We start from the raw sequence: 13771 nt of genomic DNA, 5'->3' as shown, positions 1-13771 counted from the left end.
GTGACAGTCTGTGCGGTAGAATCCGGCTTCATGAAGGGGCCCTTGTTGAGGGGAAACGGGTGTCGCAACACGTTTCTACCGCAACTGGGGCCTTCTTCAATTCAAGAACGAGACTTCTTCATGAATTTTCCGGGCTAGAGGGCTCGCATCCCGGTGATGTGTTCGCCGAGGATGAGGGTGTGGATGTCGTGGGTGCCCTCGTAGGTTCGCACGGTCTCCAGGTTCACCATGTGGCGCATGGCCTGGTAGTCGTCGACGATGCCGTTGGCGCCGAGCAGATCCCGGGCGACACGGGCAACCTGCAGGGCGATATCGACGTTGTTGCGCTTCGCCATCGAGACCATCGTGTGGTGGAGCTTGCCTGCATCCTTGAGCCGACCAAGACGGTGGGCCAACAGCTGGCCCTTGGTGATCTCGGTGAACATATCGGCGAGCTTGGCCTGGGTGAGCTGCTTGGAGGCCAACGGGCCGCCCTGGACGATGCGCTCGCGGCTGTATTCGACGATTTCGTCGAAGCACGCCATGGCTGCACCGAGTACGCCCCAGGCGATGCCGTAGCGTGCCTGGGTGAGGCATGAGAGCGGCCCCTTCATGCCTTTCGCTTCGGGCAGGCGGCTGTCTTCGGATAGCTCCACGTCTTGCAGGAAGAGTTCGGACGTGACCGAGCCGCGCAGGGAGAACTTGCCCTTGATATCCCGGGCTTCGAAGCCGGGCGTATCCCGGTCGATCAGGAAACCGCGCACGCCTTCCTCGGTTTGTGCCCAGACGATCGAGACGTGGGCGAGGCTTCCGTTCGTGATCCAGCGCTTCGTCCCGTTGAGGATCCAACCGTCCCCTTTTCGCACGGCCCTGGTGCGCATGCCCTGGGCGAAACTTCCGAAATCCGGTTCGGTCAGGCCGAAGCAACCGATCGATTCGCCGGCCGCCATGGCCGGCAGGTACTTCTCCTTCTGGGCTTCCGAGCCAAAGGCATGAATGGGATACATGCATAGCGAGCCCTGCACCGATGCGAATGAACGCAGACCCGAATCGCCGCGCTCGAGCTCCTGCATCACCAGCCCATAGGCCACATTGTTCATGCCGGCACAGCCGTAGCCGTGGAGGTTCGCTCCGAAGAGGCCGAGTTCTGCGATCCCCGGCACGAGTTCCATCGGGAAGGAGCCATCCTTGCGGACATGCTCCTGGATCACCGGCATGAATTCCTGACTGACCCAGTTCCGCACGGTGTCTCGCGCGAGGATCTCCTCGTCGGAGAGTTCCTCGTCGAGAAGCAGGAAATCGACACCTTCGAACATGGGAACCTCCGACCGGAAAGGACGCACAGGGTAGCGCGCTCCGAAAACAACAAAGGCCCGACGGTTGGACCGCCGGGCCTTTCACCCCCCTGGAGGGGAACTTCGATCGCAGGGTCGGCTACGCCGCGCCCCGCTCGAGCTCGCGGACCTTGCGCTGGAGGGCCTTCACCTGGCGCTCGAGCTTGGTCACTTCGCCTTGGCTGGCGATTCGCATCGTCTCGAGCACCGCGTCGACGCCGCTTTCGAGCGCCTCATTGGTGTCCTTGCGGATTTCCTCGACCTTCTTGAAGGCACGGCTGCCCTCGACGTCCTTGCGGAAACGGTCGGCCCGCTTCTCGAGATCCTTGCGCTGCTTCTCGGCGCGCTTCACCCACTCGTTCTTCCGCAACTCGGTACGGAACTTCTTGAGGCGGCGCTCGGCGTTCCTTTCGAACTCCTTGCGGCGCTTCTCGGCGCTCTTCTGGAGCTGTTCGAAATCATCGCCCAGCTGGTTGAAGGCCTCCTCGACGCGCTCGACGCCTTCTTCGATGAGGTTGTTGCTCCTCTTGGATCGCGCTCGCTTGGTTGCCATGGTGTTTCCTCCTGTCCCGGATTGGTTTGGGGGCCCTCGCGGGGCTCGGGGTCCGGGCGGCTAAAAGCCTTGATGGAGCACAGCTTAGACACGGCGCGTCAACGCGTCAAGTCACGCCAACACAAAAAAATTTTCGAACAAAAACAACTAGTTATGATTGACGCGTCGCATCAGCTCGACGCGTCGCATCACCAGCGAATGACGGCGCTTCCCCAGCTGAAACCCGAGCCGAATCCCGTCAGGGAGACCAGGTCGCCTCGCTTCAGGGCCCCTTCTCGTTCGGCCTCGGCCAGCAGGATCGGGATGGAGGCGGCCGAGCAGTTGCCGTAACGCTGGATGTTGTTTCGCAGCTTCTCCGCCGGGATTTCCAGTTGGTTCGCGACGTACTCGTTGATGCGCAGATTGGCCTGGTGAAAGAGGAAGAGGGCCACGTCGTCGATCTTCACGCTGGCTGCGTCGAGGGTCTCGCGAAGCACCTGGGGCATGCGTGTGACCGCGTGCTTGAAGACGAACTTCCCCTGCATGCTCGGAAAGTGGGCGCCTCGATCCATCAGCTCCTGGGTGATTCGACCGGGAAAGCCCGTGCCCGGTGCTTCGAGCCACAGCTTCTTGGCGTACTTCCCCTCGGCATGCAGTCGCATTTCGAGAATGTCCGAGCGATCGTCCTCGTCGGTATTGGCTTCGACGATCACTGCGCCGGCGCCGTCGCCAAACAACACGGTGACATCACGCCCCGCGGTGGAAAAATCGAGGCCCGTCGAGTGCACTTCGCAGCCCACCACCAGGACACGCTGGTACTGGCCCGAGACCACCAGGCTACGCGCCACCGTGAGACTGCAGAGGAACCCGCTGCATTGGGCCCGGAGATCGAAGCACGGCACGGTGCCGCCGAGCCTCTCCTGCAAGAAGAACGACGTGCCCGGGAAATCGGCTTGGGGCGAGAGTGTCGCCAGCACGATGCAATCGATCTGGTCGGCCTCGAGCTTCGCAGCTTCGAGTGCCTGCCGGGCTGCCGCTTCCGCCAGATCGGCCGGAAGTTGGCCCTCACCGATGTAGCGGCGCTCGACGATCCCCGAGCGCTGGCGGATCCACTCGTCGCTCGTGTCCATGAGCTCTTCGAGATCCTTGTTCGTCACGACGCGATCCGGGAGGTACATCCCCGTCCCCGCAATCTTCGTACGTATCGTCATCGTCCCCCCCCGCGAGCCAAGAATGGTTCATCCAACTCGACCGCAACCGGCACGGCCATGATCTCTTCCGCCTGCTCCAACAACTCGGCCAGGCCGGTGCGGTGCAGCGCGGAAACTGGCACTGCGTCGTAATTCGCGGCCAGCTGGGCGCCGTCGCCGGCCGGGAGGCGATCGATCTTGTTGAAGACGAGCAACTCCGGTGTCGTGTCGAGGCCGATGTCGGCGAGCACGCCGCGCACGGCTTTCATGTGCCGCTCGATATCCGGATTCGAAGCGTCGACCACATGCAGGAAGAGCTTGGCTTCGCGCAGTTCTTCGAGAGTGGCCTTGAAGGCGGCGACCAGATCCGGCGGCAGATCCCGGATGAAGCCCACCGTATCGGTGATGATCACCTCCTGATCGCGCGGGAAGCGCAACCGCCGGGAGGCCGGATCGAGCGTCGCGAACATCTTGTCCTCGATGTGCACGTCCTTCTGGGTCAGGGCCCGCAGCAGGGTGCTCTTGCCGGCGTTCGTGTAGCCGACGATCGAGAGGACGGGCAGGCCGCGCCGTGTGCGCCGGGAGCGGCGATGCTCCCGCTGGCGCTGGAGGCTCTTCAGATCGCGTTCCAGCCGGGCGACCCGTTCGCGGACACGACGTCGGTCGATCTCGAGCTTCTGCTCGCCGGGGCCACGCCCGCCGATCCCGCCGCCGAGCCTCGAGAGAGACGTATCCCGTTGGGTGAGCCGCGGCAGGAGGTATTTCAGCTGGGCCAGCTCGACCTGCAGCTTGCCGTCCCGGGTCTTGGCGTGCTGGGCGAAGATATCGAGGATCAGCTGGGTGCGGTCGATGACCCGAAGCTCGAGGCGATCGGCCAGATTCCTGGCCTGAGCCGCAGTGAGATCGTCGTCGAAGATCACCAGGTCGACGTCGGATTGGAAGCAGCGGATCAGCAGGTCCTGGAGCTTCCCGGCGCCGACCACGGTTTTCGGATCCGGTCGCCTCCGGTTCTGCACCATCACGTCGATGACCTCGACACCGGCGGAGCGCGCGAGCTCGCGCAACTCCTCGGTCGAGTAGTCGGAATCTTCACGGGTGCGCCCGGCCGTGACGACGACCAGGATGGCGCGCTCTCCATCGCCGACCTTGCGGGTTCGCGTGGTCCGCGCCAGCTCTTCTTCCAGCGCCCGAATCCAATCCTGGAAATCGAGATCCAGCTGGGCCGGTACCGCCGGATCGAGCTCCTGGATGCCGTCGCCCTCATCGTTCTCCGGCATCAGCGCGGCGGTGTACGCCAGGCCGGGCAGCCCGTCTTCCTGGGCTCGGATGCTGATCATGGCGTCGAAACGCAGTACCGCGAGGTCGGTCAGATCGTCGCGGGTCAGGCCTTCCTGGCCCAGATGGGTGTGGATGCAGCGCAGGCCCCGCAGCCGCCCGGAACCGGCGCGCATGCGGCCCCACTCCGGCATTTCGATACTCGTGGGCGCACCGACCATCACGTGGGTCACGTCGCCCCGGCGATCCACGAGCACACCGGTCTGGCGCCGGATCTCGCGGGAGATTTCGGTCAGTTCGCGGGCCAGTTCCTGGCTCACCAGACGGTCGGCGGGGACACTTCGTTGTCCCAGACGCTCGAGCCGCTTCACCTGGTTCGCCTTGAGGCCGTGGCTGTTGCCGAAGAGGCGGATGGGTTTTCCTCGGGAGGGCTGCAGCGGGGAGTCGCGCAAAGGGTAAGAGAGGGTTTTCCAGCCCGCCATTCGTTCCCCGCGGGGAGTTCAAGTGCTGCCTCGATTGACATCGAGGATTACTCTCCCGGGTCCGTCGGCCGAAACAAGCAAGGCGGTCCGGCCCGTCGGCCGCGTGACCGCATCGACTCCATCGAAACGAAGAGGGAGACAGGGCCCATGCCCGAATCGGACGGAAATCTCGCCGTGCTGGTATTGGCCGCCGGCCAGGGCACGCGAATGAAATCGGCTCGGAGCAAGGTGCTTCACGAAGTCGCCGGACGGCCGATGCTCGACTACCCGCTCGGCGTGGCGGAAGCACTGGCACCTGAGCATCTGATCGCCGTGATCGGCCGCGATGCTGAACAAGTCGAAGAAGCCTTCGCCGGCCGCGCCACCTTCGTCTTGCAGGCCGAGCAACGGGGCACCGCCCATGCTGTGCAAACCGCGATGCCACTGCTGGGGGATTTCGGCGGAGACGTCCTGATCCTCTACGGCGATACGCCTTTGCTTCGGGCGGAGAGCATTGCCCGCATGGTCGAGCTGAAAGAGGAGACCGGCTCGCCCCTGGCCATGCTCACCTCCCCGGAGCCGCTCCCCGGGCTGATCGTTCGCGATGCGGAAGGCAAGGTCGAGCGCATCGTCGAGATCACCGACGCCACACCCGACGAGCTGAAGATCCAGGAGGGAAATACGGGCGTCTATCTGGTGGATTCGGAGTTCCTGGCCAAGGCGCTCTCCCAGCTCGACGATCGCAACCAGCAAGGTGAATTGTATTTGACGGATATCGTCGCTGTGGCGCGTTCCGCGGGGCATCCCGTCGAAGCGCTGCGGCTCGAAGATGCCGATGAAGCCATGGGCGTGAACGACAGGGCCCAGCTGGCCCGGGCTTCGGCAGTGCAGCGCCGCCGCAACGCGGAGCGCTTGATGGCGGGCGGCGTCACGTTCATCGATCCCGATGCAAGCTATGTCGATACCGGGGTGGAAATCGGGGCGGATAGCCTGATCGAGCCCGGCGTCGTCATCACGGGCCCGACGACGATCGGCGCCGATTGCCATATCAAGCCCCATTGCGTGATCGAATCCAGCCGCATCGGTGACGCGTGCGTGATCGGGCCGAGCGCTCATGTGCGACCGGGCTCGACCCTCGCCCGTGGCGTGCGCCTCGGGAACTATGTCGAAATCAAGAACAGCGATCTCGGCGAGGGCGTGAAGGCTGACCACCTGTCCTACATCGGAGACGCGGATGTCGGACCCGGATCCGCGTTCGGCTGCGGCTCGATCACCGTCAACTACGACTGGACGGACAAGCATCGAACGACGGTGGGTGAGAGGGTGCGCATCGGCTGCAACGTCAACCTGGTCGCGCCGCTCACGCTCGAAGACGATGCCTTCGTGGCTGCGGGCACGACCGTGACGAAGACCGTGGCAACCGACGCCTTGGCCGTATCGACCGGGCGCCAGAGGAATCTGGACGGCTGGGGCGCACGCCGTCGCGCCAAGCTGGGAACCCAAGACAAGGATTAGGGTTCGGACTGCAGTTCGCCTCTGGAGGCCTTCTGGCCTGTGTGGGGCGACGCGCCGCGAACCTGGAGTGAGGGAGCCGTCATGTGTGGAATCGTCGGGTACGTCGGATCGGAAAAGAGCGCTCAGGAGGTGCTGGTCGACGGTCTTCGCCGTCTCGAATATCGCGGCTACGACTCCGCGGGTGTCGCCATCTTCGATGGCAATGAGCTCGCCGTACGCCGTGCGGTCGGGAAACTCGTCAACCTCGATACCGCGCTCCACCAGGAACCCCTGGCGGGTTCCGTCGGCATCGGCCACACGCGCTGGGCCACCCATGGCAAGCCTTCCGAGGCCAATGCTCATCCTCAGCGGGCTGGATCGGTGGCGATCGTCCACAACGGAATCGTCGAGAACTACCAGGAGTTGCGCGACGCCCTCAAGGCCGAGGGCCGCGAGATCCTCTCGGATACGGATACGGAGGTCGTTGCTCATCTGATCGATCAGCGGGTGGAGGCGGGCAGCGATCTCTTGACGGCGGTGCGTGAGGTCGCGGAGAAGCTCGTCGGCTCCTACGCCCTCGGTGTGGTCTCGACTGCGGATCCGGATTCGGTCGTCGTGGCGAAGAATGGTGGTAGCCCCATCATCCTCGGCGTCGGCCAGGGCGAGTCATTCCTGGCAAGCGATATTCCGGCCATCCTTCCCTACACGCGGGAGATGATCTTCCTGCAGGATGCGGAGTTTGCCGTGCTCTCCCGCGAGGGTGTGCAGGTGGTCGACGCCCAGGGGCATCTCGTCGAGCGGGAGCCCCAGCGCATCGCCTGGGATCCGGTCTCGGCGGAGAAGGGTGGCTTCGATCACTTCATGCAGAAGGAGATCTTCGAACAGCCTCGGGCGATTCGCGACACGATCGGTACGCGCGTGCGGGATGATCTCGAGATCGATCTCGACGGGATCGACCTTTCCTCGGACAAGGTCAAAAAGATCGAGCGCATCGTTCTGGTCGCTTGTGGAACGGCCTACTATGCGTCACTGGTCGGTAAGTACCTGATCGAGCAGGTTGCGGGCATCCCCGCCGAGGTCGATCTGGCCAGCGAGTATCGCTACCGCAGGCCGATCATCGACCAGGGCTGTTTGATGGTGCCCGTCTCCCAATCCGGGGAGACCGCCGACACCCTGGCGGCGCTTCGCGAGGGCAAGGAACGCGGTGCGTGGGTCCTCTCTGTTTGCAATACCCGCGAATCGACGATCGCCCGGGAGAGCCACGATGTGCTCTATACCCAGGCGGGGCCCGAAATCGGCGTTGCATCGACGAAATGTTTCACGACCCAGTTCATTGCGCTCTACCTGCTGGCCCTGAAGCTCGGGATCTCCAAGAAGACGCTGAGTGGCGAGCGGCTCGAGAAGGCGGTCGACGAATTGCGTCGGCTGCCCCGCATCATCGAGGAGACGCTGCAACTCGACGATCAGATCAAGGTGGTCGCCGGGCGCTATTTCCGTGCGACCAATTTCCTGTTCCTGGGTCGCGGTGTCATGTATCCGATTGCTCTCGAGGGCGCGCTGAAGCTCAAGGAGATTTCCTACATCCACGCCGAGGGTTATGCCGCTGGCGAGATGAAGCATGGTCCCATCGCATTAATCGACGAGAACATGCCTGTGGTCGTGATGGCGAATCAGGGTTCGGTGTACGAGAAGGTGATGTCGAACCTCGATCAGGTGCGCGCGCGGGATGGCCAGGTGATCGCAATCGCCTCGGTGGGCGACGACGCCATCGACGCGAAGGCCGACGCCGTGATCCGCATTCCGGAGCTCGGTGACTACCTGACGGCGCTGATTGCGACGATTCCGGTGCAGCTGCTCGCCTATCATATTGCGACGCTGAAAGGCACCGACGTCGACCAACCGCGCAATCTGGCCAAGAGCGTCACTGTCGAGTAACTCCTGCTCATGAAGCTGCGGCGCAACACGAAGACGATGCTGCGCGTGGCGTGGGCGATCGGCGTCATCGCATCTCTGCTGGCGTGCGAACGCCTCGAGTCGAAGGCACCGGAGACCCGGCCCCCAGAAGAGGAGGCGGCGCCAGGGGGGGCGACGGATACGTCGTTCAACGCCCGCCCCGACATCGTTGCCGATCTGCGCCTGGATGTCGCAGCCACGCGTCACCCCTCGGACGGCGGTGGGTCGGTGCGTTGGGATTGGGACGGCGGCGCGGCCCCCGCCCTGGTCGTGGGCGAGAGCGCAGAGTTCCCGATCGTGTTCACGGCTGGCCCCCACGGTATCCAGGAAGGCGGACTGCTCTTCTTGATGGCCCCGCCGTTCTGGGGCTGGAGCGGCATCCAACTCGAAGACCGCGCTCTCCCCGGCTTCACCGAGGTCGAGACTGCCGTGCCAGGCCTCCAGCTGGAGCCTCGCGTCCTCGATCGCCAATTGCTGGCGGTGACCTTCCGCGGGCGGGCACTCGCGGCCGGCGAGCAGGTGCGTCTCGTGTACGGTGCCGGGGCTGCGGGTGCCCGGGTGGATCGGTTTGCGGAACGGGACGCGCCGTTCCTGCTCGCAGTGGATGGGGATGGAGACGGGATTCGGGGGCTACTTGCCGAGCCGCTCCGGGTCGACGTCACCGCGGGCCCGGCGGCCCGCCTGGTTGCGTTGGTGCCGAGCGTGGTCCGGCCCGGAGAGGACGTGGAGCTTCGCGTGGCCGTTCTCGACGCGGACGGGAACGCTGGTGGCTCCCTGGGACACGATCCGTTTCATGTGCTCGTCGCGCCGCCGAAGGGTTTCCCGGACCTCGGTCCGATCCAGGTCGGAGAGGACGGGGTCGCCGTCGTCTCTTTTCGAGCGCCGGACGCCGGTGGGGGGCGCTTCCAGGTGCGCGCCGCCCATGAAGCTTCCATGGCCAGTGCGTCGAACCCGATCCAGGTCCACGCCCGGGCAGCCCGCCCACTCTGGGCGGATCTCCACGGCCACTCGCATCTTTCGGACGGCACCGGCACCCCGGACGATTTCTATCGCTACGCACGGGATGTTGCGGCCCTCGACGTGGCGGCGCTGACGGATCACGATCACTGGGGCCTGCCGTTTCTCGACGCGAGTCCGCCGGCCTGGCAGATGGTTCGCGATGCCGTGCAGCGCCACCACGCGCCGGGCCGCTTCGTCACGTTGCTTGGTTTCGAGTGGACGAACTGGCTCTACGGGCACCGCCACGTGCTGTACTTCGACGGCGAAGGGGCCGTGATCAGCTCTCTCGACGAGGCGACGGATCATCCCCAGGAGCTGTGGAGCGCCTTGCGCGGGCGGCAGGCCCTGACCTTCGCCCACCATCCGGCGGGCGATCCGATCGCCGTGGCCTGGGAGATCCCGCCGGATCCGGAGTTCGAACCGATCACCGAGATCGTGTCGGTGCATGGCAGCAGCGAGATGGCGCACACACCCGGGCCTGTCCGCGGCGGGCGTGAAGGCTCGTTCATGGTCGACGCCCTGGCCCGTGGCTACCGTCTGGGCTTCGTCGGGAGCGGGGACAGCCACGATGGGCACCCGGGCCTGACCCACTTGGCGGCGGACAGCGGCGGGCTGGCCGCCATCTTTGCCGAGGATCGGACCCGCGCCTCGGTACTGGCGGCGCTCCGGGCCCGGCGCAGCTACGCGACGAATGGCCCGCGGATCCTGCTTCGCGTCCATCTGGACGGCCAGCCGATGGGTAGTGCGGTCACAGCAGGATCCGAACATCGTTTCGAGATCGACGTAGCCGGGGCGGGGCCCATCGAATCGATCGATGTGATCCAGGGCGGCGAGCTCGTGGCTGCCTTCGAAGGGAATGGCGAGCTCGCCCTGGCCGTGGAAACCCTGTTGAGGGACCCACCGCCGGGTAGCTACGCGTACGTGCGGATCCGCCAACAAGATGGCGGCGCCGCCTGGAGCAGCCCCTTCTTCTTCACTGCGGATTGATTGCTACCTTTCACCGGTTCCCCGCTCCCTCTTTCCTCTGAGAGTGAAGTCCTTGCTCGCTGAATCCCTCGTCGAGGGCCTGAATCCGGAGCAGCGCACTGCCATCGAATGCACCGAGGGTCCGTTGCTCGTGCTGGCGGGCGCCGGCAGCGGCAAGACCCGGGTGCTCACCCATCGCGTCGCCTACCTGATCGGTGCTTGCGGCATTCCGCCGGAAGGCATCCTCGCGGTGACCTTCACGAACAAGGCCGCCGGTGAGATGCGGGGCCGCGTCGAGAAGCTACTCGGCCCCGAGGCGCAAGGGCTCTGGCTCTCGACCTTCCACTCCACCTGCGTGCGCATCCTGCGCCGGGAGATCGGTCAGCTGGGCCGCGAGCGTGGCTTCGTCATCTACGACCAGTCCGATGCATTGGGCGTCGTCAAAGAAGCGATGCGCCGCCATTCCCTCGACCCGAAGACCCAGGACGCGAAGCGGCTCAGCTGGAGCATCGACCAGTGGAAGAACGCAGGCTGGCTTCCGGCAGAAGCAGCCGAGAAGGCGAACGACCTCGACGCGGAGCACAGCGCGGAGATCTACGCCACTTACCAGAAGCTCCTGGCCGAAGCGAACGCGCTGGATTTCGGCGACCTGCTCCTGTTGACCGTCGAGCTCTTCGAGCGCTACCCGGAAGTCCTGCGCCACTACCAGGAGCGCTGGCAGTACGTGTTGGTGGACGAGTACCAGGACACGAACCGGGTGCAGTACCAGCTCGTGCAGCAGCTGGTCGGGCCTCATCGCAACCTCTGTGTGGTGGGGGATCCGGATCAATCCGTCTACGGATGGCGCGGTGCGGACATCCGCAACATCCTCGATTTCGAACGCGACTTTCCCGACGCCCAGGTTGTGAAGCTCGAGCGCAACTATCGTTCGACGCAGCGCATCCTGGCCGGTGCGGATGCCGTGGTGGACAACAACCCTGATCGTCCGCCCAAGAAGATGATCGCGGAAGGCGGCGAGGGCGAACGGATCATCCTGTATCAGGCGCGCGACGAACGGGACGAGGCCTCCCACGTGGTGCGCAAGATTCTCGAAGGCGTGAAGGATGGCGATAGGGCCTACGGCCAGCACGCGGTCTTCTATCGTACGAACGCTCAATCCCGGCCCGTCGAAGAAGAACTCCTCAAGTACGACGTGCCCTACGTGGTCGTGGGCGGCGTGCGCTTCTACGACCGGGCCGAGGTGAAGGACGCGCTCTCGTATCTGCGGCTGGCCCAGAACCCCCGCGACGATATGGCGCTCCGGCGGATCGTGAACCGCCCGGCGCGGGGGATCGGCAAGACGACGATCGAGCGGGCTGCCGTGCTTGCCGAGGAGCGCGGGACATCTCTGCTCGAGGGATTGCGCGCCTACGCCGAGGGCTCCGGTGGGCGTGTGCGCGGTAAGGTGGCCGAGTTCCTGACCCTCGTGAACAACCTGGCCTCGGGATTGCCGCATTGGGAGCCTGCTGAAGCGATCTCCGCCGTACTCGACCAGACCGGCTACTTGCGCGGGCTGGAGAAGGAAGCCACACCCGAGGCCGAGAACCGGGTCGAGAACCTGCGCGAGTTGATCGCGTCGGCGGAGGATTTCGAGGTCGCCAATCGCGGGCCCGAGGACGAAGGCCGTAGCCTGGTCGAACTCTTCTTGGACCAGGTTGCGCTGGTTTCGGATCTCGATTCCGCCGAGTTCCGCGACGATCGCGTTTCCCTGATGACCGTTCACTCGGCGAAGGGTCTCGAATTCCCTGTCGTCTTCGTGCTCGGCATGGAAGAGGGCGTGTTCCCTCACCAGGGCTCGATGCGCGACGAGCGGGCGATCGAGGAGGAGCGCAGGCTTTGCTATGTGGCGATGACGCGCGCCATGGAGGAGCTGACCCTCGCTCATGCGCTGGAGCGGCGGCGGTTCGGAACCCGCACGTTCGGGACGGTCTCCCGTTTCCTTCGGGAAGTTCCCCAGAATCTGGTGGAAGAGATCGGAGCGCCGGTCGCGACGCGTTCGTGGGAAAGCGAAGGGCGCGGCTATGACTACTCCTACGACCAGAGCGCACCGGAAGAAGGCGAATCTGGTGGCTCGGGTGCGGCAGTGGGCGGGCGAGTGCGCCATCCGGTCTTCGGCGTCGGAACGATCCAGGCCGTGATCGGTCGCGGGCCTGCCCAGAAGCTGCGGATTCGTTTTGATCATGCTGGCGTGAAGACCGTCGTCGTGCGCTACGCCAACCTCGAGCCCGCTTGAGATGAGCGGCCCCATCGACCGGGTGCGTCAGATGCGGCGTCTCGCGGCGAGCATGCGTGCACAGTTGGAGGCCGCGGTCCTGCGGGCGGGGCTCGAAGCGGGGCTGTTTCAGGCGCTCGTCGACGAGCCGATGACCGCGGCCGAGCTTGCCGAAGCTAAGACTGCGCCTCTCGACCTGATCGCCGCATGGTTGCGAGCGGCCCACGCCCACGGCCTGCTTCTTCGCCGCGAGGGGCGATTTCGCCCGGTCCCCTATGTCCGCTGGCTCTTGGAGGGTCAGGACGCCGAAGCCGCTCGTGCGATGCTCGACCAGACCGCGCTGACCTATGTCCCTCTGCAGGCCCGTCTCCCGGCCCTTCTCCAGGGGGAGGCACGCCCGACCTTCGGCAAGGACCCGGAAGAGGCTCTCCGGGTCGCCATCGGCTCGCGGGTGACCGAGGGGGCCGCCCTTTCGGTGCTTCGCAGGCTACCGGGCGTGCGCGACGCGAGGCGTATCCTCGATGTCGGTTGTGGCGAAGGTACCTACCTTGCCGATCTGCTCGTCCGCTTCCGGGATGCCCTCGGTACCGGCGTCGAGCTGGACCGCGCGGTGGCCGAGAAGGCTCGCACGCGCCTTCGTGCGGCGGAGGTGTTCCGTCGTTGTGAGATCCTCGACGGAGATTTCATGGAGCTGTCGCTTCCGCGCGACACCTTCGATCTGGTTCTGTTGAACAACAATCTGCACTACTTCGATATCGAGGGTCGCGCGGCTCTGTTCGATCGGGTGCATGGCTGCCTTGCAGACGGCGGCACACTCGCGATCCAGACCCCCCTGGTCAGTAGTTCAGTGGCGGCTCGTGCGCTCGGAGTCCGCGCCGCCATGGCCTCATTCGATCTCTTCCTTCGAGCCCATGAGAATCTCCACGGCCTCCCGGTACTGGCCGAGCTCGCGGCGCAATTGCGCGACGCGGGTTTCATCAAAGTGGGCGATCGCGGGGTTGGGCTGGGTGGGCTCGCGAGATATGTGTGGGCCAGGAAGGCGGGCACGCGGTAGGTGCGAAAGGACTGGCTCGAGGCGAATAGGAACATCTGGAATGACCGGGTTCCGATTCACGTAGGAAGTGATTTCTACGGCGTGGACGGGTTCAAGGCCGGTGGAGAGATCCTGCACGCCTACGAGCTCGAGGAGGTGGGTCCTCTAGCCTGAACTATGCACGAAAGTTGGCTGAGAAGCTGGCTTTCCAATGTTTCAGCGTGCCGCGCGGCGATTGACGCTGACGGATCTCGTTTTGGGTGGTCGATGCCCATTCCGTGGCGCGAATGCGGAGTGTGCTTCG

Annotated in this window: 10 protein-coding genes; 6 read left to right on the top strand and 4 right to left on the bottom strand. The window is 64.9% G+C overall.

Features of this window, described 5'->3' with window-relative positions; all coding sequences use genetic code 11:
- Nucleotides 1-134 precede the first annotated feature (134 nt).
- From GY937_00480 to hflX, 4 genes are all read right to left on the bottom strand, one after another.
- Entirely contained in the window at nt 135-1295 is a 1161-nt protein-coding gene (locus tag GY937_00480) for an acyl-CoA dehydrogenase (GenBank protein MCP5055182.1), read from the bottom strand.
- A gap of 118 nt (nt 1296-1413) precedes the next feature.
- Complete coding sequence (locus GY937_00475) at nt 1414-1866, bottom strand: hypothetical protein (protein MCP5055181.1); 453 nt, start codon at nt 1864-1866, stop codon at nt 1414-1416.
- Between the two features lie 188 nt (nt 1867-2054).
- Complete coding sequence (locus GY937_00470) at nt 2055-3056, bottom strand: ketoacyl-ACP synthase III (GenBank protein MCP5055180.1); 1002 nt, start codon at nt 3054-3056, stop codon at nt 2055-2057.
- Entirely contained in the window at nt 3053-4792 is a 1740-nt protein-coding gene (gene hflX, locus GY937_00465) for a GTPase HflX (protein ID MCP5055179.1), read from the bottom strand. Before hflX ends, GY937_00470 begins: the two co-directional genes overlap by 4 nt.
- 147 nt (nt 4793-4939) lie before the next feature.
- On the opposite strand from hflX, the gene glmU reads away from it, so the two are divergent.
- The 6 genes from glmU to GY937_00435 all read left to right on the top strand — a co-directional run bounded on the left by glmU (nt 4940) and on the right by GY937_00435 (nt 13641).
- The gene (gene glmU / locus GY937_00460; GenBank protein ID MCP5055178.1) at nt 4940-6286 is read left to right on the top strand and encodes a UDP-N-acetylglucosamine diphosphorylase/glucosamine-1-phosphate N-acetyltransferase; all 1347 of its coding nucleotides are present in this window, start codon (nt 4940-4942) and stop codon (nt 6284-6286) included.
- Nucleotides 6287-6367: 81 nt separating this feature from the next.
- The gene (gene glmS, locus GY937_00455) at nt 6368-8200 is read left to right on the top strand and encodes a glutamine--fructose-6-phosphate transaminase (isomerizing) (GenBank protein ID MCP5055177.1); all 1833 of its coding nucleotides are present in this window, start codon (nt 6368-6370) and stop codon (nt 8198-8200) included.
- A gap of 9 nt (nt 8201-8209) precedes the next feature.
- Complete coding sequence (locus GY937_00450) at nt 8210-10204, top strand: CehA/McbA family metallohydrolase (GenBank protein ID MCP5055176.1); 1995 nt, start codon at nt 8210-8212, stop codon at nt 10202-10204.
- On the top strand, nt 10158-12455 hold the full coding sequence (locus GY937_00445) for a UvrD-helicase domain-containing protein (protein MCP5055175.1): 2298 nt from the start codon (nt 10158-10160) through the stop codon (nt 12453-12455). Before GY937_00450 ends, GY937_00445 begins: the two co-directional genes overlap by 47 nt.
- A gap of 1 nt (nt 12456) precedes the next feature.
- Entirely contained in the window at nt 12457-13488 is a 1032-nt protein-coding gene (locus GY937_00440) for a methyltransferase domain-containing protein (GenBank protein ID MCP5055174.1), read from the top strand.
- On the top strand, nt 13489-13641 hold the full coding sequence (locus tag GY937_00435) for a hypothetical protein (GenBank protein ID MCP5055173.1): 153 nt from the start codon (nt 13489-13491) through the stop codon (nt 13639-13641).
- The last annotated feature ends 130 nt before the right edge of the window (nt 13642-13771 follow it).

The sequence above is a fragment of the bacterium genome (genome assembly GCA_024228115.1).
GTDB lineage: Bacteria > Myxococcota_A > UBA9160 > UBA9160 > UBA6930.
Note: the sequence above shows the minus strand (reverse complement) of the source record. Positions and strands in the feature narration are given on the sequence as shown.